This window comes from Candidatus Baltobacteraceae bacterium (genome assembly GCA_036489885.1).
Classification (GTDB): domain Bacteria; phylum Vulcanimicrobiota; class Vulcanimicrobiia; order Vulcanimicrobiales; family Vulcanimicrobiaceae; genus JAFAMS01.
On sequence record DASXEW010000003.1, the window covers coordinates 147,056 to 168,376 of the forward strand.

Here is a 21,321-nt window from a genome sequence, read left to right on the forward strand (position 1 = left end):
GATGCAGCCGAATCTCAACGTCTTGACCGCGCTCGGTGCTGGCCTGTTGTCTTTCATCTCACCGTGCGTGCTACCGCTTGTTCCCGCATATCTTTCATTTTTGACGGGTTCGAGCGTCGAAGAATTACGCGACGGCACGCAGCAGATTCACCGTCTCAAGGTGTTCTTGCACGCCGTTGCGTTCACGCTTGGCTTCTCGTTCATCTTCATCACGATCTTTGGGCTCGGTTCGGCGGCGCTCGGCGCAGCCTTCGCGGCAAATAAAGAACTCATCGCCAAGATCGGCGGCGTCGTCATCGTGGTCTTGGGCCTCAACATGATGGGCGTCTTCCGCATTCCGTTCTTGATGATGACGAAGCGCGTGCAAGTCCACAGCCCCAATCGCTCGCTGCTTGCGTCGTTCTTGGTCGGCGTCGGATTCGCCGCGGGCTGGTCACCATGCGTCGGTCCGTTTTTGGCGAGCGTCATCTTGCTCGCATCGCAACAAACGAATATCGGCAATGCAATCTTTTTGCTCGCCGTCTATTCGCTGGGTCTCGCAATTCCGTTCCTGATAGCCGCCGCAGCAATCAGCTTCTCGCTCTCTGCGATGAACCGGATCAAACGGTTCCTCGGCCCCATCGAGTTCGTAGCAGGCGGCTTGCTCGTCGCGACGGGATGCATCGCGTTCTTCGGACTGTTTTCAAAAGTCGCGAGCTTTTTCTCGCAGTTCATCCCGACCCCGAGTCTGTGACCGGACTCTGGCTCTCGGCCCTGATCGTGCTCGTCGCCGATCAGCTAACCAAACGCCTCGTCATGCACACGTTTCTTCCAAATGAAAGCCGCACGGTGATTCCACACGTGCTGTGGTGGGATTACGTGCAGAATACGCACGGCGCATTTGGCCTCTTCGGCGATTCGGCCGCTCTGTTGGTCGTGATGGCGCTCGTCGTGCTCGCGGTCTTCTGGTTCGCGTTCCGCGATGCAGCACGTCAGTCGCTAATCGTGCGCATCGCCTTCGGTGCGATCGTCGGCGGTGCGATCGGTAATATCGTCGATCGCATCCACTACCACTTTGTCGTCGACTTCATCGACCTGCACTGGTGGCCGGTGTTCAATATTGCCGATTCATGCATCAGCGTCGGCGTCGTTACCCTCGTGCTTGTGAGCTTGCGAACTGAAGCAGTACGTCGCCAAGCAGGAGGATGACGGCCACCGCACCGATGCGGTGATCGCGCGCATCAGCGGGCTGCCGCGTTCGCGTGTCGCGGCGGCACACAAGGCTACGCTGATTCGCGTCAACGGGGAGCCGGCAAAACCAAGTCTCCCGCTGCACGAAGGCGACGTCATCGACTATGACGTGACGGCGCGCCCCGACCTTGTCGTCGAGCCCGAGGATCTTCCGCTCGAGATTGTGTTCGAAGATGACGATCTGCTCATCGTCAACAAACCGGCTGGAATGGTGACGCATCCGGCGCACGGCGCGAGCGACGGAACGCTCGTGAACGCGTTGCTCGCGCACGCACCCGCGTTACCCGGCGAGCGCGTGCGCGCTGGACTCATCCATCGCCTCGACCGCGACACCAGTGGTCTGATCGCAATCGCCAAGACGCCGGAAGCGCTCACGACGCTCGGGCGCGCGATGCAGAAGCGCTACATCCAACGCGAGTATCTTGCGATCGTTCGCGGCATTCCGGAAGCTCCCGAGGGAACGATTGACGGTCCGATTGGACGCGATCCGACGAACCGTTTGCGTTTTGCGATTCGCTCGGACGGACGTCCGGCAGTCACGCACTATAAGCTGCAACAAAAATTAAACGGCGCCGCTGAGCTGCTCATCCAACTCGAAACCGGACGCACGCATCAGATTCGCGTGCACCTTGCGACGATTGGACATCCCGTGATCAACGATCCGATCTACGGACGCGCGGATCACCGGCTGGCGCTGCCGGGGCAGGCGCTTCACGCGTGGCGTTTGGATCTCAAGCATCCGCGAACCAAAGAGCGACTGCACTTCGAGGTCGAGCCCCCGCCCGAGTATCTCTCGGCACGAGAATTTTTGCGCGCATGAGCTTCGGGCTCGACGCGACGAACGGCCCGGCGCGCGCGGGAACGCTGGCGCTTGCGCACGGCACGGTGCAGACGCCCGCCTTTATGCCAGTCGGAACGGCCGCCACTGTTAAAGCGCTGGCCCCGCGCGATCTCGTCGAAATCGACGCGCAGATCGTCCTCGCCAACACCTATCATTTGTGGTTGCGGCCGGGTCTCGAGACGATCGTTGCCGCCGGCGGCTTACATAAGTTCATGGCATGGGAACGGCCCATTCTCACCGACAGCGGCGGATTTCAGGTTTTCAGCCTCGAGTCTCGACGTGAACTGGATGACGACGGTGTCACGTTTCGCTCGCATCTCGACGGCAGCACGCATCGATTCACGCCGGAGAACGTCGTCGCATTTCAGGAAGCGCTCGGCGTCGACATCGCGATGGCGCTCGATGTTTGCGTTCGGTTGCCCGCCGATGATGCAACGCTAGGCGAGTCCGTCCGTCGCACGACGGAATGGGCAAAGCGCTGCCTCGACGCCTGGAAAGCACGCGAGAGAACGTTGCTCTTCGGAATCACGCAAGGCGGGCTCGATCAGCACTTACGCGCACAAAGCGCCGACGAACTGATCGCGCTCGATTTCCCCGGGTACGCGATCGGCGGGCTTTCCGTGGGCGAAAGCCGTGAAGCGACGGAACGCATGATGCGTTTTGCGGCATCCACGCTTCCGGCGGAGAAGCCGCGCTATTTGATGGGTGTCGGAACGGTCCGCGATGTGATCGTAGCCGTCGACTCGGGGATCGACATGTTCGATTGCGTGTATCCGACGCGTTGCGGTCGCAATGGCCGCGCGATGACGCGCCGAGGCGAGCTGCACATCAAGAATGCGGCGTTTACGCGCGACTTCTCGCCGCTGGATCCCGAGTGCGACTGTCAAGTCTGCAAAACGTATACGCGAGCGTATCTCTCCCATCTCTTCCGAGCCGGTGAAATGCTAGGCGCGCACTTGCTCTCGTATCACAACGTCTACGTGCTCGTTCGACTCATGCGCGATGCACGAACTGCAATCTGCGCCGGCACGTGGGAGAACTTTCGAGAAGCGTTCCTTACGCTCTAATAGCTCCCGTACTTCGCGCCCGCGCGACAGCCTCACCGCGACTACGCGCCTGAAGTTTTCGTAGGATTGCCGAAACCTGATTGTCGACCGTCTTGATCGACTTGCCGGTAATCGCCGCAATCTCTTTATTGGATCGTCCGAGTGCTAAGGACTCGAGCACGCGCCGTTCTGTAGGCGTTAGCGGCTCCCGTTGTGCCCTAGTCAAGACACGCCGGATCAACTCGATGATTCCGCCGGAAAAGCGCATCGCGCTTGCCGATGGGTCCGCCTCCGGCTCGGTTAACGCGATATGCGTCCAACGAGCGAGATCACGCCTGTATTCTTCGTGCGCAAACTGCGTCAATCGCTCAAAGACGTCTTCAACCTCGGCAATTCGTCCGTTCGCACCGAGGACAGCCGCAGCCATCGTTTCTGATATCTCGATTTCCGGAATTGCTGACGTGGCCGCCGCCCCATCAAATTTGAGCTGTGACGCTATTCGAATCACGCTTAAGGCGGCTTTGTTTGCGGCGTCCTCATTGCCAGTCAGGTGGTTGAGAAATGCCGACTGTGCGTTGAACAAAATTTGACGCGCGTCGATGAACTCGCCGTCTAAAGTTGAATCGCCGAAACTTGAAATCTCCGCGAGCAGCGAAGCGGCCTCCCAATAGTTCTCTTCAATCAGCGCCAACTGCGCCGCAACAATCTGAGCGTTTGCGCCAATACGTTCGCGCAAATTGGCGGGAATCGGGAAGAGAACTCTACGCAACCTCCGAGCCTCGTCCAAATTACCCGAGCGGCACGAAAAGGCGAATAGCGAGCAACTATTTGTGTAGGCGTTTACGACGCTGAGAATGCGGTTGGCTGCCGCAAGGCCTTTTCGCGCGCAGTCGATGGCTTCGGCCTCGTCAGTGGGAGCTGTCGCAACGAGTCGCGTCCGATACGCCCACGACAACGCATTGAATCCACAGCATTCTCCTAATTCAATAGAACGCTGAGCGTACGCCGCCACTTCGTCGAGTAATCCCGCGCTGAACGCTACACGTGCTGCTCGAAGATATGTCCTCGCCTCAATCCGCGGATTTGCGATTCCCGGCAGCAGCGCCAGGGCACTTCGAATCGCCTTCTTCCCGTTGACATGGTCTCGAAAAATCGAAAGACTTTGACCGAGAATACTGAGGACTTCGCAGGCCTCTTCGTCCTGTCTTGGGAGAGGCGTATCGGCAAGCTCAGCGACGACCACGCGCGCTTCATCGAGGTGGCCTTCCCACGCCAAAAGCGCCTGACATAAACGAGCTTTAGCGTACGCCTTAAACCCGGTCTCAGCTAGCTCGGCGGCCTTGCGTAGGAAATCCACGGCGATTGCGGGCTCACCACGTACGAGTTCGTTTAGGCCTCGGATGAGCAACAGTCGAGGGGAAGTTTGAACGGCATCGCCGGTCAACATTGTAAGGGCGGTGCGCAAGAGTTGCGGATCGTCCGAATCAACAAAATAGTACGCGTGACGCTCCAATAATCTACGAACGTTTCGCGGCGCCTCCGAGGCGACCGCGATTTTGAGCGCGTTATCTAGGTCCTTTTGGTGCTCAAACTCGGAGGCAAGGGCCGTAGCGTCCTCGACTCCGTTCGATGTGCAGCGTGCTAACAGCTGCGCTCGAAGAACGTCGTGCAGTCTCCATCGACGATCGTTGCTCTGCCATAGCGGAACGCCCGCGAGCGCAAGGCGATACACGTCTTTCGCTCCGCCGGCCTGAGCGATCTCCAACTCTTCCGGCAATGCGCCATCTAGCAAAACGAGCGTCAGAAGCAACCGATGCTCTTGTAACGACAGCTTTGATAGCAGTTGATCGGACAGCGACTCGATCCCGCGTCCTCGGATCGAGCCGAGTACATGCTCGGTGCTGTGCCCTTGCTGCAGCAGTCGAACGGCATAGATACACAGGAGCGGCCAACCCTTGGTGGCTTCGACTACTCCCTTCGCATCCTCTTCGGTTAGACGGGCGCCCATGGCCGCCGCGAAGTGCTCAAGGTCCGTCGCCGAAAACAAGAGATCGCTCTCAAATAACGGCGCGCCCTCAACACCCTTGACGGTCCATTCGACCGTCGGCAATTGAGCCCACGTTCTCGAGGCTAGTACCCACTGCGACTCGCCCTCAGTGCTATCAACAACGAGACTTAGCAACTGCAGTGCCGTTGCGTCATCTCCGAGGTGATGGACGTCGTCAACCGCGATTTTATAATCTTTTCCTCGGATTGATTCCGCGAACCACGCGCCAAGATCGGATCGTGAGGCACTTGCATTCTGAAATGCTTCGGGGAGTGCTCGCAACAGGTCCGGGAGATCGGAGGACACTGCCTCGCATAACGCCCGCATTAACGCAAGCACCGCGTCCTCATTGGGGCGGATTGACGCAAGGCGGAAGCCGCGTTTTGACGTCAACTCATTCAAAACGGTCGTCTTCCCGAATCCGGCCGGTGCAACAATTTCAGTAATACGATATTGAAGCGCCCTGTCTACAATCGTAGACAGTCGTGGACTAAGATCCATGCGACCATGGCCCTTCTTAGCGGTGCCTAAGGCGGCGCGGTTACTGAATTCCTTATGCCTGCCCCTTGTTAATAAGCTGTGGATAAGCCATTTGGCTCTGCTTGCTACGGGTCTTGATTAGTGGTTTTGCGGGTCGATTTAGTGAATTTTCCTCATTGGCAGTCGCGCCGCAGCGCCGTACGCTACGCACAAATACGGAGTGTCCTCGCTAGCTTATCGCGGAGGGGTTATGCAGAGCGGCCGGAGTCTTTCAAACATCGAACTCGCGATAGTACGAGCCTTGGCGCAGGGAATGCAAAGCAAAGAAATCGCGTCAAGTCTCGATCGCAGCAGACCGACGATCGAGTTTCACATTCGAATGCTTTTCGCAAAGATGGAGGCCCGATCGAGGGCGCAAATCGTCGCCCGCGGCTACGAGCTTGGCCTGTTACGGGATTAGGCGGAGAACGCGTCCCTTGGCGATCGCCGCTATCGTACGATTTACACCGAGCTTCTTAAGAATATTATTTCGGTGCCAGACCACCGTCGCCTCATCGATTCCGAGCTTCTGCCCGATCATGCGAGCAGTCTCACCTGCTGCACAGGCATGTAGAATCTCAGTTTCTCGCTTCGTCAAACGAACGGTTGATTCGTAAATTTGTGCTTCGGCCTGCTGCAAAGCCTGGAACATCATGCCGTAACCGACCAAATCGGGGGCCGTATCACGCAACGGCTCATAATTATCGTCGACTACCGCCTGCATAAGACGGCGCACCGACAACGTCATGCGATGGCTGAAAGCGTGGAACATGCGCATCGCCTCGCTCTTTCGATTTGCGCGCATCAGCACGGTGGCCCCCATTACCCGCGCCAGTAAGCGTAGCCGCGTCTCGAAGACGGATTCCTTCGCTGTGGGGCGTGCCATCGAGAGAGCACGGTAAGCGTACTGTAGCGCTTCCTCTTCATCACCGCAGCCAGACGCGGCGACTGCTCGAAGCCCGTGACATATTGCTCGCTGCGCGTCGCCAATTCTGCCGAGACTCACGGCGCCGAGATACTGGCGCATCGTATCAAAAGCAAGAGTCCAAGAATAGTATAGTGCATCTGCAAAAACGATGACAAACCGTTCACCGTACTTCTCCGCAGCACGAAGGGGCTCGAGTTGAGCGCGAAGGTCCCCCGCGAGTGCTCGATCGCCTATCTCCGCCGCTAACCCATAGCGTGACACCAGTGCGATGAGCCATTGTGTCTTATCTCCCGCCTTCGTCGCCGCGTCCGCACACATATCCGCGTAATGCAAACTAAGAGCTACATCGCCAACATAGTTAGAGTAGATACTCATTAAGATCTGGTAGGCGGTGGCGGCCTGTCGGCTTGCTCCCGCAGCTTCGGCGCTTTCAACGGCGAGATGTGCGTACTTTTCTGCATCAGGAATGTCACCGAGAATATACGCGGCGTGACATGTGCGAATGAACGAGCGAGCTCGCCACAAGTCCGGGAGTAGCAATGCAGACTGTTCTACAGCATCAATATCGGCCCGAGCTCGACTGTCTCCGCGATGCGCGCGAAATGTCGCGCGAAGAGCGATTAGAGGTGAATAATCCGGGGTTGCTGACAGAGCGCTCTCGACGATTTTTTCAGCTTCGATTGTCTCCTTACGTAGAAATCGAAGTACACCCAGGTTCTCAGCGATTTGCGCGCGCAGGTGGCTATCTCCAGCGGCGCTTACTGAGGCACGCTCATAAAGCTCGAGGGCCTTGTCGATGTGGCCTTCATATCTTTTTAGTGCCGCCCGAACCGCCAAGCATGCGGGATCGCTACTTCGTTTCGAAATCGGTATGAGAGAAAGGGCGCGCTCAACGTCCGCGCGGTCGTCCTTTTCGCACGCGTCTAACCCATACTCACGGATCCACGCCAGTGCATCCGTAGCGTCCTTAAATAACTTTTCGCTTTCGGGCTCGTCCACTTGCTTCGCCTTACAGAGGGACAGCAAAAGCGCCCCTTCCCGTCTGAAGAGGGTCCTGCCACCTTGCAATAGGGCATAGCACACGCTGGGGCTCCCCGGCAAGTAGCCGGCCCAAAGTTTGGGAGCAACACAAGCGAGCGTAATCTTGCTATATTCTCATTTGCGCCGCAGATTCAGGCCATCAGCGAATCCGGGCTGCCCCCTCCCAAAACTGGAGGCGCGGCGCGCTTAGCGAGGCGCTAGACTGCCGGCAGATCACTCATCCTTTTGATGGAGAGGACCTCATGCTTTTACTCGGTGTCGTTCACATCATGCTTTCGATCATTCAGTCTATCAGCCACATCATGGACGTAATGCCTGTCGGCCTTTCATGAGTCGAATGGCGCAGCTTCCTAGCCCGGAAATTCGAGAAACACTCAGCCTCATCGGCAGCTGCACGACCAGCGATCCTGACTTGCTCGCGCCTCGGATTCCGAGCGCACTCGAACAGATCGATCGTGCGGTGGTCGCAGGCGATCCGACGCTTCTAGCCCGCTGGGCCACAAGCACAGCGCGCACCATGGACTCGCAGGATGTCTGCAATCTCATCTATGCCGGCTGCAACGCTTACGCGAAGGTGTGGGCAAAGCGCTATGGCCGGAACGACCTCTCAAACGTGGTCGGGTTCCTATTACGCGCTCGGCACCACGTCGCGGACGCGGTTCTCGCAAGAGATCGCAGCCTGGCGGCTACGGCCTAAACAACTGGATGGCGAGGGCTGTGGACACTCCGCAGCCTCTCGCCAACCAGAGAATTCCGTTCGTGAAGCGTCGGGGAAGCCCGAACGCTTGCTTGCCTTGTTTTAAAAAAACCCTGATTTAACGGGCTTCGGGGCTCAGACCCCATAGTTCTGCGTGGGCACGGCCCCTTAGCGACCGGTACGATGTAATCGTCCCCTCCTCGCAAGTAAGGAAACGGACCATGCATACACTCGATACCGAAATCGCAAAAATCGTCCAGGACGCCCGCATTCGGCTGAATCCAGCCCATTTGCGCTCGCTCCCGACCCGGGAAGAGCAGCTCCGAATGGAGTTCGCGCTTTCAATCGTCGATTTTCTCCCGAGCGGTGTCAATTTGCTCAGCTACGATCTGGCGAGCAACCCGCACCTTCCGTTTGTCCTTTCGGAAGACGAGCCGTGGAAGTGCGCGCTCGCGCTCGAAGCGCAAGACGACACGCTCCGTCCGCTTCCGAAGTTGCGTCTCGATGCGCGCCTGACGGCGACGATCGAGATGCCCGAGTGGGCCGCGGCATGACGACGATCGCTATCTCCAAGCCCGCGCTGCTCTCACTAATCGGAACAGCGGAAGACAACGAAGTGCGCGACGAGTCAACGTGTCTCTCCTGGCGCTGCGGATGCCTCGCGATCCAGGCGGATCTCTCGTATCTCTGGCAGCCGTGCCGCGATCATCGTAAGAGTGCTTATTGGACAGATTTTACCGACGCGCTTAGCGCGTAACCTCACTGCCCGTGTGGTGTGGGCTGATCCTCGTTGGCCGCCGGCCGAGGTCCAACAACGCCGACCCGAACGAGGAAAAAAAGAAGCCGGAAGTAGCGACCACTTCCGGCTTCTTCCTTTTCTTAGGCGTGCGTGGAAACGGACTCGTCGAGCTCACGGACGATTTCCGCGCAGCTTGCGCAGAGCTGCGGATGTTCGGAATCGGTTCCGAGCGGCAGATACTTCCAGCAGCGCACGCATTTGTCACCCGACGCTTTCGCAAGCGTGATCTCGGGTGTCGTGTTTGAAACTTCTTTGAGCTCGACGTCGGAAACGATCAAGGCTTCGCGCAGATTGTCCCCAAGCGCCGCGTAGCGACCGTAGCGTTCGTGCGGTGCGGTGACGTGCGCCATCAACTGGTAATCGCGCAAACCTTCGTTTGCGGCGATGCGCGCACGCAGCGCGCGCAGCTCATTCCATAACTCGAGCTTCGGTTCATCGACGTGCTCGATCCACGGGAACGTCAGATCGAAAACGCTTTCGTACTCGGCGCGCAACTGCTCGGGCAAGAACTGCCAGGCTTCTTCCGTCGTGAATGACAGAATCGGCGCGAGCAACACGCACAACGTTTTGAGCAGCTCGAGCGAGGCACTCTGCACGCTGCGCCGGCGATCTGAGTCCGGCGCGCTCGTGTAGAGCCGGTCTTTGACCGCGTCGACGTAAAACGCCGAAAACTCTTGATCGAATTTCACCAGCGCTAGGTATGCGTCGTGCAAGCGAAATGCGAGATAGTCCTCGCGTACTTGCTTCGCAAGCTCGTCGACGCGCGCGAGGGCAATCTGGTCGAGTGGTTCCATCTTCTCGCGCGGAATGATCCGCGCGACCGGCAAGTCATCGACGGCGGAAAGCAAATACCGCAACCGTAAACGCAGATTGCGGTAGACGTTCCCGACATTTTCGAGCATCGTCTTACCCAAACGAACGTCCGCACTCCACTCGACGGATGCCGCCCACAGACGCAAGACGTCGGCGCCATAGGTCTCCATGCCGTCAAGCGCGCCGATGTAGTTGCCGATCGATTTCGACATCGCGCGACCTTCGGCGTCGTTCACCCATCCGTAGGAGAGCACGCCTTTATAGGGCGGTCCATCCGTTACGGCGACCGACGTGATCAAGTTGCTTCGGAACCAGCCGCGATATTGATCGCCGCCTTCGAGATACAGATCCGCGGGGAAGGGCATCTTGCGTTCCCACAGCACGCCGCGCCACGTAACACCGGATTCAAACCAGATGTCGACGATATTGAATTCCTTACGGAAGCTGGTGCCGTTGCATTTCGTGCAGCGGAAGCCGTCGGGCAAGAATTCCTCGACCGGCAACGTCCACCACACATCGCTCCCGTCTTTGCCGAAACGTTCCGCGGCGATTCGCGCGACTGCCGGGTCGAGAATCGATTCGTTGCAGCTCGCGCAATCGATCGCCGGAATCGGAGTGCCCCACGTGCGTTGGCGTGAGAGACACCATTCGGGATGCAGCTCGATCATTTGTTCCATGCGCTGCTCGCCCCAATCCGGGATCCACTCGACGGATGGGATCACGCTGAGGATACGCTGACGCAGATCTTTACGATCCATTCCGATGAACCACTGCGCCGTCGCACGGAAGATGACGGGATTGTGGCAACGCCAGCAGTGCGGATACGAATGCTTATAATCTTCGTACGCGACCAGCTTGCCGCTCTTGCGCAGATCGTCGATGATCACCGCGTTCGCATCGAAGATCTCCATGCCGGTGTACGGCGCGCCGTCGGCGGTGTAGTGTCCGGACGCATCGACGGGATTGAGCGGCTCAAATCCATAGGCGACGCCGAGCTCAAAGTCTTCGGCACCGTGTCCGGGCGCCGTGTGCACGGCACCGGTACCGGTGTCGAGCTCGACGTGGTTGGCGATGCCGATCAGTGAATCGCGGTCCAAGAACGGATGGCGCACAGCGGCGCGATCCAGTTTCTCGCCTGTCGCCGTGGCCACGAGCTTCATCGGCTTGCCAAGCTTTTGCGCAACGTGCTCCGAGAGCGCTTGCGCGACGAGCAACAATTCGCCGTCCGCTTCGTAGATGCCGTACGGCGCCTTGGGGTCGAGCGCGATCATCAAGTTTGCCGGAAGCGTCCACGGCGTCGTCGTCCAAATCACGACGGAAAGATTTTCGCCGTCCCTCGACTTCGCTCGGGATGACAAGGCAGGGTCATCGAAGCGCGCAACGATGTCGGCTTTTTGCGCGGGCGATGCGGTGAAGCGGACGTAGACGGATGGCGAGACGTGGTCTTCGTATTCGATTTCAGCTTCCGCGAGCGCCGTTTCATCGTGAATGCACCAAAGCGTCGAGCGCAGGCCCTTGTAGATCAAGCCGCGTTCGGCAAGATCCGCAAGTGTGTTTGCGATCGCGCGTTCGAACGACGGATCGATCGTACGATACGGATCGTCGTAGAGCCCGGCGAAACAACCCATGCGCAAAATCGTGTCGCGTTGAATGTTGAGCCAGTGCAAGGCGCGCTCTTTGCACTTCGCGCGCAGCTCGATCGGATCGACCTTGTGATAATCGAGCCCCAGATGCTTGAGCGTTTCAAGCTCGATCGGCAACCCGTGCATGTCCCAACCCGGCACGAAACACGACCACGCACCGTCGAGCAGATGAATCTTCGTGAACGCGTCTTTAAGGAAGCGATTCAGGAAGTGTCCCATGTGCAAGTTGCCGTTCGCGTACGGCGGACCGTCATGCAAAATCCAGGGCTGCGCGCTCTTATTGCGTTCCAGCCGCTTTTCATACGTGCGCTGCTCGGCCCACCACTGGACCCGGGCGGGCTCGCGCTTTGTAAGCTCGGCCTTCATCGGGAACGCGGTTTTGGGAAGTTTGAGGGTGTTTCGGTAGTCTCGGGTCTCGCCGGTCATCCGCCAGTGGTTCGCGCTGCCCTCAGATGTGTCCACCCACTCCAGGCGATGAATCCCGCAAGCGCCGCGTACCACGCGTACGGCCATGAATGCGTCGAGCCGAGCATGACGAGCGACGCGACGCCGATGCACAACGCGAGCGTCACTCCGACGAGCGCTGCGGCAATTGTCGCAGCGCGTTGGTCGCGCGTGCGCATCCAGATGAGCGCACGCAAGATGCGGCCGCCGTCCATTGGGAATGCGGGAACGAGATTGAAGACGGCAAGCACGGCGTTCGCAACTGCGATGTAAGCGAAGGTCACGCTAACGCCGGCAGCGATCGGTCCGTGGCCGATACGATCGATGAGACAGGTGATGCCGTAACACGCGAGCGCAACAAGTCCGCTCGTGAGCGGCCCTGCAATTGCGATTGCGGCTTCGGCGCGCGCTGTCGGCGGCTCGCTCTCGAGCGTCGCAACGCCGCCGAAAATGAAGAGCGTGATGCCGCGCGTCTGTACGTCGAAGCGGCGTGCTACAAGCGCGTGCGCAAACTCGTGCACGATGACGCTCGTAAAGAGCAAGAGCGCGCATACGAAAGCGAGTCCGAACGCAAGCGCCTGGTGTAATTCCGAAAGCGAGCTCGCAATCGCCCAAACCACAAACAGAAATAACGCAATCCAGGAGATATGAAAGCCCACCCGGATGCGAAAGATTCTGCCGAGCGAATACGTCCCGACCATCTAGGCCAGGAGTTCGTCTACCACGTCGAAGTTCCGCTGCGCAAGTGCGCGCATTTTGTCAAGTTGTGATGCAAGTTGCACGCGTAAGCTTTCTCGCTCGTCCCACAAACGATCGACCAGCGCGCGCACGTTGTCCAGGTCCGTCCCGCTCCCGCGTTTGTTGGGCTCCCACAACGGCGGAAGCGGCCAAGCAAGCTGGGCGCACAGCGACGAAACTTTGGGATCGTACGGGATCGCCAGAAACGGAACACCTAGCCGCGCCGCGATGATGACGGCGTGCAAGCGCATCCCGATCACTGCTTGCGCGCGCCCGATTACGTGCGCTGCTTTTTCCAGCTCGAAGGCCGGCAAGAGCACGGGCGCACTCGAGCATGCCCGGATCACGGTGGTGGATGCCTCGGCATCGTCCGGGCCACCTAAAGGAAGAAACGCGACCTTGGCCCCGCGCGCCGAGAGTTGATCGACTGCAGCGGCCATCGCGCGCACGCCCCGCTCGAAGGCCGGAATCTTGCGGACGCACACGATCGCGAGCGGATCGCTATCCGCGCCGAGACCCTCGGCTTCTAAATCGAAGTCCGCATCGCTGCGCTCCAGCATCCAGACGGGATCAGCCGTCCGCTCGACGAGCACCTTTGGGAGAATGCGCTCGAGCAGCGCGCGCGAGGTTTCGTCCCGGACCGTGGCTCGCCGCAGTCCGCGACACATCTCGCGAACCATGAACCGCCCAACCGCATCGAGCGGGCCGATCGATTGCGCAAAGATCATCGCGGGCTTTTGGGCTCGGATCGCCGCGCGAATGACGCCGGTGTAGTAAAGGAGACTCCGCGTGCTGGTTGCGTTCTGCAAAAGGCCGCCTCCCCCGGAAAGCACGAGGTCGGCCCGTCCGATCGCAGCGCGCACTGCGCCAAGATCGGCTCGCGGGGTCGACTCGACGCCGTAGCGACGGCTCGTCGCTTCGGGCTCGTGCGAGAGTACGTCGATTGCGAGCTGGGGGTGCCGGCGGCGCAGCTCGCGGATCGTTAGCTCGAGCAGCGCCTCGTCGCCGAGATTTCCGAAGCCATAATAACCGGAGAGCAGCAGGCGCAGAATCGTCGCCTAGCCCGTGTACAAGAGGTACAACTTGCCGCCCAGCAGATCGAGGCTCGCAGCGAAGTGATCTAGCATGCCCGGCCCCATCAACCCGTCGGTTTCGGGCGAGTAGTTCTTCAATTGATCGATCGTGATCACGTCGAACGGCTTGAAATTGTAACGGCCAATGTCGACTTCTTGCATTCGATAGCCTTTTGCATCCGGCTCTTTTGCGCCGCCGTAAAGCGTCGGGTCTTGCGGGTTCGCGAGCTTGCTCGTGAATATCTCCGGATACCGCCGGACGAAGTATCCGAAGAGAATCATGTCCGCTCCCGCGCCGGTATCCAGCACAATGCGTTCAGCCGGAGCTCCGTTGATCTTCGCGGAGACTGTCGGTTGGTGATCGATCACGCGCACGCGAAGAATATCTGAATCCGGAGTCATCACCGGAGCAACGAACTGATCCGAGGGGACAGCGGTCACGCGCCTCTTCGAGTGGTCAAACGTGACGGTCGCACTCCGAAAGAAATCGTACCCAAGCGCTCCAACAGCTTGTGAAGCGATCTGCTGATCCGCACTTACGGGTCCGAGCGAAACGACGACGTTGTGCATCCTCAGCGCGCCTACGCGCATTTCAGGAATCGTTGCCTGGACGCCGGTGCGCCGTGCATTCGCAAGCAGCGTTTGCGTTGTGTTGATCAGACCGATTTGGCGCGCAACGTTGGCATCGAGCGTTATTCCCTGCGACGACGTATCGAGCAAGAAGTTGAAAGTTCGGTCTCCGATCGTCACACGCACGGTAACATGCGGGGGATTGGTATCCGTGGGCAATGTGACCGCTCCGCTGCCCGCCGGAAACTCGATGAATTTCCGGCTCGGCGGCATCGCGAGATCGGCGTCGCTGATCGTGGTCGACGTAAACGTGATCACGTTCGCGTCGATGTGCGCGCCGGTTGTCGCGTCGTCGGTCACCATGTGATGGGCGGTCGTATAGCCGCCGTCCGCGCGAAACTCATCGTAGACCGTCGTGATCGTTCCGGTTGGCGTTAGGTTCTCGACCCGCACGAGATGATAGTTGCTGGGGTCAAGATATCGGATCGTTCCATAACCGTGCACGTCCTGATCCGTAATACGCCATGCGGAAACGGGTTGGTTGACGCGCGTGACCGTTACTCGTCGCGGCTCGACACGCTCTTGGCTCGGTGTCGAATCGTGAACCGTCGTGATGCCGTTCGCGTCTTGATCCCATTCGCGCCCTTCGACACGGCCGGCTTGGTGCTGATACGCGCCCGTACCGTAGACGATACGATAGTCAAGCCCGCGATGATACTCGCGGCGCAGATAGGTGCCCTCGAGCGACGAGCTCGTTATGATCTCTTCGCGATACTGATCGGGGGGTTTCCCCTGCGCTTCGATCATCCGCTGCTGAAGCGATGCCGCATCCATCTGTTGAGCAGCGACCGGGTTCATCATCGACAACGTCATGCAGAGCAATAGAAATTTCGCGACTCTTGATGACGGTGCCATGGCTACTCGCCTTCGTTGCGAACCAAATACATCTTTCCGGCGGCGTAGTCGAATCCGACCGTGAAATGCTTCAGGAACTCATATCCAACGAGAGCATCGAGGTTGAACTGGAATCGTCGCAACGATACGACTTGAAATGCGACAGCATTCGGAATGTTATACTTGCCGATACCGACTCGCATAAGCCTGACAGGTTTGCTCTCGAAAGGTCCACCGATGCCCGACATCGGCCCAGGCATGTTGCCTAAGAACGTCGTGACCTTCGGGGAGATTGCTTCCGGATATCGCGCGGTGAAATAATCGAAAAGGATCAGGCTAGTTCCTCCGCCGGTGTCGACGACAACGTGCTCGGCGGATGCGCCGTTGATCGTCGCCGAGATCTCCGGAACGTGATCGCCTAGACGGATCGGCAAGATGTCCGAATCCGGCGTCATGACCGGTGGCTGGTAGCTCCCCGCTGGAAATGCCGTAACGTGCCGGTGGGCGTAGTCGATCGTCAGTCCCACGCTTCGAAGGAAATCATAGCCGAGAAGCCCGACTGCTGTAGTTCTTTGGTTAGTGTACGGACCATAATCGAACGCAAAAGGGATCGTGTTCACGGCCACATTGTGCATCGTCAGGTCACCGACACGCATCTCGGGAATAATTGCCTGTCGAGTTTCGTACCTACCGGCGGTGACGGCTGAGTGGCTTGGCGAGGTTCTTAGGCCGAGCTCTTTCACCACCTGGCCATCGATGGCAATACCACTAGCGCCGCTGTCGAGAGCAAGGTCGAGTCCGCGGTCGCCGACCATTACCCGGACGATGATCGTGTCATAAAGAAATGTCGTCGGCAGCTCTACCGACGCGCGATCCGACGGGAAGGAAACAAACGGTCTGCTCGGTGGTATCGCGAGATCTCCGTCAGTGACGGGACGAACATCAAACGCGACGACGTTGCCTTCGCTTTGTGTCTTACTTACCTGGTTGTCCGTCTTCCAGTGATATGGCTGTGTAAATCCGTTCACCGTTCGAAAGTCGTCGTAGTCACTCGTAATCGTTCCGTAGCGCGTCAGCGATTCGAGACGCACGACATGGAAGTTCACGGGATCGACGTAACGTATGCGACCGAATCCCACCGGATTCAGCTGGGTTTCTTTCCACGCGTTGAGTGGCTGGGTTACGCGCGTAACCGTGACCTTGGTGGGCATCGGACGCTCGTTGCCGGCCGGCAGGTCGTGAATAGTCGTCAGGCCGTTCGCATCTTGATCCCAAATGTGCCCTTCGAATCGTCCGACTTCATCGTGGAAGAGCCGGTCATTGAAGATCACGCGGTAGTCGATGCCGCGGTGAAACTCAACCTGCGCTACGTCTCCAATCGTGGACGTCGTTCGGTCTTCTTCAAAATACGAATCGGGCGGTTTACCCTCGGCCATGATCATGTGCTGGCGGAGGGTCGTTTCATCCATCGTCTCTTGCGCGGTGACGGGCATCACCGGACATAGCAAAAGACAGGCGAGGAAAAATCGCAGCGTTTTCACGCGGCTATTGTACTACGGCCCTCCTTGCGAAATAAACGATAGACGAAGATCGCAACCGCACCGATGATCGCGCCGAGAATTGCGCCGAGTATCACGCGGATGAACGAAACAGTCAAAGGTGTATGCAGATGCGAGAATGTGTCGAGCACGTCGGACAGCCCGACACCAACCGCCAGTGCGAAAAACCAACCCCACGCGCGACGATCGGCTGGGATAAGTGTCGACAGCAACATCAAAAACGGCCAACCGGCGACGAACTCTTTGAAGCGGGGACGCACCGAAAGCAGCGCTGTTAATTTCGAGCGAAGCAGCAGCTCGAGCGTGCTCGGCGTGACGTCGGGCTGATTGCCGCTGCGGATGATAACGAAAAAACCCGCGACCGCGAGGATCCCCAGAACGGCTAACTGGATGATCCGCACGGGCGAGTTGAGCGACTCGCGCACGTTCGTAAGGCGTCCGCCGAAGATCGGCGTCGTCCAGTACAGGACGAGAATCGCAAGCGGCGGGACGACCAGCACGGTCTTCACGCCGAAGAAGCGATCGATCTCCTCCATCGTCAGGGGTGTGCTGAGCAAACCAATGACGACGAGCGCTCCCGCAAGTGCGACTCCGATGGCGATCGCGAGCGCACGCGCCCCCGCGATGTACGGATTCCCACGACTGTCCCCACGGAATACCGGCGCAATCGCAATTGCCGCGGCAACCGGGAAGAGCAGTGCCGCAGCAAGCCCGTCGAGTTTGCGCACCGCCATATCGTGGTGCCCCGCGAAGCTGAGGGCAACGACGATCACGTCGAGTGCGAAGAGCGCAAGGGCCAAACGCATGTCGGCAATCCCGAATGCTTCGAGCATCAAGAGAAAGACCGCGGGTACCGCGAGCGAGACGGCGATTACGACGATCGGATTGATGCGGAATGGCGGCACCGGCGTCGCGCGCCCGAGTGGGAAACCGCGTGAACGCAAACCCGTCGCAATCCCGCGAACGATCGCAACGTTGGTCGCTTCGATCGAGCGCTTCTCCCACAGATGCGCGTACGGACGCAGGTAGACGACGCGAATGTTGCGCTCGCGCACGCCGAGGATATATCGCGCGATCTCGGTTTGCGGGCTTAACTTGTCGAGCTCGGTCTTAGAGATCGCTTGCACGCGCGTCACGCGCCCGGAGAGGAGCGTGCCGAGGGCTTCCGTTCCGCGTTGATCCTGCGCTTTGTCGTACCATTCGATCGCGCCGAATGGAAGCTGCGAACGCTTAAAAGCGTCGGCCGTATCGTGCAAGTGATTGGGGTACCCGACGACTTCGTTTGCGAGTCCCATGAAAATGACGGTTCCGAGCTTTGCGCCACGGTTGAACGAGTCGAAGAGCGCGTTGATTTGCGGCGCGCCGTAACGCTCGTCGTTCTGCACGCGCGGATCGACGAGAAGATGCAGTTTGCGCGCCAGCGCAAATTGATCTTCCGGAATGCCGAGCCCCATGCCGTTGAAGAAATCCGATTGCGTGCGGATCGCGATGACGTAGGGATTCGTACGACTCAAGATGCGAATAGCCGGCGCGCCAAAACGAATCGGCAAATCACGTATATAGCGGCGGTATGTCGCGTCCTTAAAGACGACGAGGTACTCAAAATTCGGGTCGATTTTGCCCGTGCGAATAAGCTTGGCAAGGGTTGGGTTTGCGAGCGGCGTCACACGAGCTTGATTGATCAGAGCTGCGCCGGTGAAAGCAGCGGCATTGGGCGTGATGGTCCCGACCGTGCCTCCCAGCTCCTCGCCGATCGCAATCGACGTGAGGCCGGCGCGTCGCAGCTCTATTAGGAACTGCTCTTCGTTATATCCGTACGAGCGCGCGAGCGCATCGAAATCGGTCCAATCCATGCTGATCTCGACATGCTTGCTCTGCCGCTCTTTGGAATAGCGGATCGCCGTCACATACAGGCTCGCGAGGAGCGCTAGACCCAGCACGGCGACGAGGGCCTGGCGATAACGACTCACGGGCACCCTCCTTCGCGGCTTCCCGAAGAAAGCTTCGCGAGAGCCCTGTGGATACAAGACCCTAAACTGTGGACAAAACAGAAAAGCCCGCTGTTGCAGCGGGCTCTCACTGCCGTCGCGTAGCACATTGCTGCGCTACCGGGTGTGGGCGACGTCTTCACGTTTCGTTAACCAGCACGCCCACGGTTGCTGGGACTGCCGAGATTCTAGCTTGCTAAGGTGCTCCCTCGCTAGGGGTTAACCCAAGATTTACGGCGAGACGTGACCTAGGTCTCTAAGACCACGTTGCCGATTAGTTCGCCGCGTTCTACGATTTCGTGCGCTTCGGCGATTTCTTTGAGCGGCATGCGGCGCGCAATTGTGTGAATCAGTCGATTGCCTTCCAGCAATTCGTTAATCTCAGCAATCCCCGAGACGCGATCCTCCTGAGGAATCTCATATATGAGAAAGAGCCGCAGATCGGTCGTGTTCTGCATCATCCAGCTGCTGGGAATCGTGCTTTCACCGCTCGACATTCCGTAGACGGCAATCGCAGCATGTGACGCAAGAATCGACGGATAGAGTTTTGCGTCGTTGTTGAGGTCCATTTCGATCACGGCACCAACACCTTTGCCGCCGGTGAGCGCCTTGATGCGTGCACCGACGTCCTCGCTGCGGTAGTTCACGATTTCATCCGCGCCGGCGGCGCGCGCATGCGCCGCTTTTACATCGCCGCTAACCGTCGTGATCACATGCGCGCCTCGCATCTTGGCAAATTGAATCGCGTAGTGCGCGACCGATCCCGCGCCGCCGACGACGAGCACGTTCGTTCCGCGCTCGACGCGCGCGAGCCGAATCGCCGCAAGCGCAGTGAACACCGGAATTCCAAGACATGCGCCGGCGTCATACGTCGCGGCGTCCGGAAGTCGCGGAGCCTGCGCGCTCGGGACGACGATGTACTCCGCGGCTGTGCCGAAGGCGCGCTTCCATTGTCCGTTCCAAATCCAGACGCGCTCGCCGATTGGGCGATCGACGCCGGCTCCAAGCTTCTCGATCTCGCCGGCGCCGTCGCTGTGCGGGATGACGAGCGGTGCCACCATGGGGCGCGATCCGCCGCGCGCCTTCCAATCCGATGGATTGACGCCCGAGGTGCGGAGGCGTACGCGCACTTCGCCGGGTCCGGGTTCGGGAGTTGCGACCTCGCCGAGCTGAAAGACCTCACGGGCTGGGCCGTTCTTAGTATAGAAGGCTGCAAACATGAGGAGGGGTTTATGACATCAAGGCGTTCGTTCATGTTTGGAGCCGCCGCAATGGGCTGCTGCGGCCACCTTGTCGCTGCGGGGCAGGCTGCGCTCGCGCAGAGCGCTCCCATGCCGCTCTTGCGCAAAGTGCCGACGATTCGTTACGAATCGGTTCCGAATTTGTTGACGTTACCCGACGATTTGTATTTGGGCGAATGCCCTGGCGTCGCGCTGAACTCCAAAGGACACATCTTCGTCTTCTCACGTGGAAACTCGACGGGACCAGCCTATGCCGCGACCGCTTCGCAGCTGCTGGAATTCGGATCGGACGGAAAATTCATCCGCGAGATCGGCCATAACTTATATGCGTGGTCATTCGCCCACACCGTAAAAGTCGATCGCTACGACAATATTTGGTGCACGGATAAAGGCTCCGACATGGTGATCAAGTTCAAACCCGACGGACGCGTCGACATGGTGTTCGGACGCAAGTTGGAAGCCTCGGACGAAGGCACCGGTCCGCTCAAGCATCCGAATCCGCCCTTGCCGGCCGAGAACGGACGCTTTCGCCAAGTTACCGACGTTGCATGGGATTCCGACGACAACGCATACATCAGCGACGGCTACATCAACTCGCGCGTTGCGAAGGTCGACAAGAACGGGAAGTGGCTCGCGTCGTGGGGCACGCCGGGAACCGGGCCAAGCCAATTCAGCACACCGCATAGCATCGCCGTCGATGCGCAGAATCGCGTCTACGTCGCCGATCGCGCCAACCGGCGCATTCAAGTCTTCAATACGAAGGGCGAGTTCATTCGGCAAATCCATATCGACGTTGCGTACGACCCGAACACGTACGTCGCGATCGGCGACCGCCCGGCGGGCAAAGGGCTCGAGACCGGGACGTTCTCGCCCGGCGCGCCGTGGACGGTCGCGATCTCGCCGGGACCAAAGCAGTATCTCTTCGCTTCAGATTCATATCCGGGGCGGATCTACAAGATGACCCTCGACGGCGAGGTGATCGGCGTCTTAGGCGAGTCCGGAAAGCGGCTCGGACAGTTCGGCTGGATTCACGAGATGGTAGCGGCGTCGGAGCACGAGCTTTACGTCTCCGAGATCCTGAACTGGCGCGTGCAAAAACTCGTCCTGCATCCGTCGTAAAGGTTTGACAGAGCAGCACGCCTGTGCTAAAACCCTTACTCATGACCCTCTCCATGTCGATGGCGATTACGATGTCGATGATTACGACTTG

General features: G+C 59.0%; 17 protein-coding genes. 8 read left to right on the forward strand and 9 right to left on the reverse strand.

The annotated features are described in order from the left end of the window. Position 1: 1 nt before the first annotated feature. Genes VGG22_06670 through tgt form a run of 4 tightly spaced genes read left to right on the forward strand, consistent with a single transcriptional unit; the run spans position 2 to position 3,138 of the window. Positions 2–733 (forward strand): cytochrome c biogenesis protein CcdA, encoded by a 732-nt coding sequence (locus VGG22_06670; protein HEY1728036.1) that lies wholly within the window; start codon positions 2–4, stop codon positions 731–733. Next, positions 730–1,188, forward strand: coding sequence for a signal peptidase II (gene lspA, locus VGG22_06675; protein ID HEY1728037.1), 459 nt, complete (start codon positions 730–732; stop codon positions 1,186–1,188). The genes VGG22_06670 and lspA overlap by 4 nt, the downstream gene beginning before the upstream one ends. Then, complete coding sequence (locus VGG22_06680; GenBank protein ID HEY1728038.1) at positions 1,157–2,050, forward strand: RluA family pseudouridine synthase; 894 nt, start codon at positions 1,157–1,159, stop codon at positions 2,048–2,050. Before lspA ends, VGG22_06680 begins: the two co-directional genes overlap by 32 nt. Then, positions 2,047–3,138: a tRNA guanosine(34) transglycosylase Tgt gene (tgt, locus tag VGG22_06685; GenBank protein ID HEY1728039.1), complete on the forward strand. Its 1,092-nt coding sequence runs from the start codon at positions 2,047–2,049 to the stop codon at positions 3,136–3,138. Before VGG22_06680 ends, tgt begins: the two co-directional genes overlap by 4 nt. Here the strand turns inward: tgt and VGG22_06690 are convergent. Together VGG22_06690 and VGG22_06695 are read right to left on the reverse strand one after the other, a co-directional pair. Beyond that, the gene (locus tag VGG22_06690; protein ID HEY1728040.1) at positions 3,128–5,665 is read right to left on the reverse strand and encodes a LuxR C-terminal-related transcriptional regulator; all 2,538 of its coding nucleotides are present in this window, start codon (positions 5,663–5,665) and stop codon (positions 3,128–3,130) included. The genes tgt and VGG22_06690 overlap by 11 nt on opposite strands. Before the next feature lie 427 nt (positions 5,666–6,092). Then, positions 6,093–7,610: a helix-turn-helix domain-containing protein gene (locus tag VGG22_06695; GenBank protein HEY1728041.1), complete on the reverse strand. Its 1,518-nt coding sequence runs from the start codon at positions 7,608–7,610 to the stop codon at positions 6,093–6,095. A gap of 454 nt (positions 7,611–8,064) precedes the next feature. On the opposite strand from VGG22_06695, the gene VGG22_06700 reads away from it, so the two are divergent. The 3 genes from VGG22_06700 to VGG22_06710 all read left to right on the forward strand — a co-directional run bounded on the left by VGG22_06700 (position 8,065) and on the right by VGG22_06710 (position 9,106). Continuing rightward, the gene (locus tag VGG22_06700) at positions 8,065–8,349 is read left to right on the forward strand and encodes a hypothetical protein (GenBank protein ID HEY1728042.1); all 285 of its coding nucleotides are present in this window, start codon (positions 8,065–8,067) and stop codon (positions 8,347–8,349) included. Between the two features lie 221 nt (positions 8,350–8,570). Continuing rightward, a complete protein-coding gene (locus VGG22_06705; GenBank protein ID HEY1728043.1) occupies positions 8,571–8,903 on the forward strand; it encodes a hypothetical protein in 333 nt (110 codons plus the stop codon). Beyond that, complete coding sequence (locus VGG22_06710; protein HEY1728044.1) at positions 8,900–9,106, forward strand: hypothetical protein; 207 nt, start codon at positions 8,900–8,902, stop codon at positions 9,104–9,106. The genes VGG22_06705 and VGG22_06710 overlap by 4 nt, the downstream gene beginning before the upstream one ends. A gap of 122 nt (positions 9,107–9,228) precedes the next feature. Here the strand turns inward: VGG22_06710 and ileS are convergent, their stop codons facing one another. The 7 genes from ileS to VGG22_06745 form a co-directional block, all read right to left on the reverse strand. Continuing rightward, on the reverse strand, positions 9,229–12,030 hold the full coding sequence (gene ileS / locus VGG22_06715) for an isoleucine--tRNA ligase (protein HEY1728045.1): 2,802 nt from the start codon (positions 12,028–12,030) through the stop codon (positions 9,229–9,231). Beyond that, a complete protein-coding gene (locus tag VGG22_06720; GenBank protein HEY1728046.1) occupies positions 12,027–12,749 on the reverse strand; it encodes a site-2 protease family protein in 723 nt (240 codons plus the stop codon). Before VGG22_06720 ends, ileS begins: the two co-directional genes overlap by 4 nt. Next, on the reverse strand, positions 12,750–13,838 hold the full coding sequence (csaB, locus tag VGG22_06725) for a polysaccharide pyruvyl transferase CsaB (protein ID HEY1728047.1): 1,089 nt from the start codon (positions 13,836–13,838) through the stop codon (positions 12,750–12,752). Between the two features lie 6 nt (positions 13,839–13,844). Beyond that, entirely contained in the window at positions 13,845–15,344 is a 1,500-nt protein-coding gene (locus VGG22_06730) for a retropepsin-like aspartic protease (protein ID HEY1728048.1), read from the reverse strand. 2 nt (positions 15,345–15,346) lie between these two features. Beyond that, positions 15,347–16,864 (reverse strand): aspartyl protease family protein, encoded by a 1,518-nt coding sequence (locus tag VGG22_06735; protein ID HEY1728049.1) that lies wholly within the window; start codon positions 16,862–16,864, stop codon positions 15,347–15,349. After that, positions 16,861–18,852 (reverse strand): DUF5693 family protein, encoded by a 1,992-nt coding sequence (locus VGG22_06740; GenBank protein HEY1728050.1) that lies wholly within the window; start codon positions 18,850–18,852, stop codon positions 16,861–16,863. The genes VGG22_06735 and VGG22_06740 overlap by 4 nt, the downstream gene beginning before the upstream one ends. Positions 18,853–19,118: 266 nt before the next feature. Beyond that, positions 19,119–20,090: an NADPH:quinone reductase gene (locus VGG22_06745; protein HEY1728051.1), complete on the reverse strand. Its 972-nt coding sequence runs from the start codon at positions 20,088–20,090 to the stop codon at positions 19,119–19,121. A gap of 33 nt (positions 20,091–20,123) precedes the next feature. Between VGG22_06745 and VGG22_06750 the strand changes: the two genes are divergently transcribed. Then, the gene (locus VGG22_06750) at positions 20,124–21,230 is read left to right on the forward strand and encodes a peptidyl-alpha-hydroxyglycine alpha-amidating lyase family protein (GenBank protein HEY1728052.1); all 1,107 of its coding nucleotides are present in this window, start codon (positions 20,124–20,126) and stop codon (positions 21,228–21,230) included. Positions 21,231–21,321 lie beyond the last annotated feature (91 nt).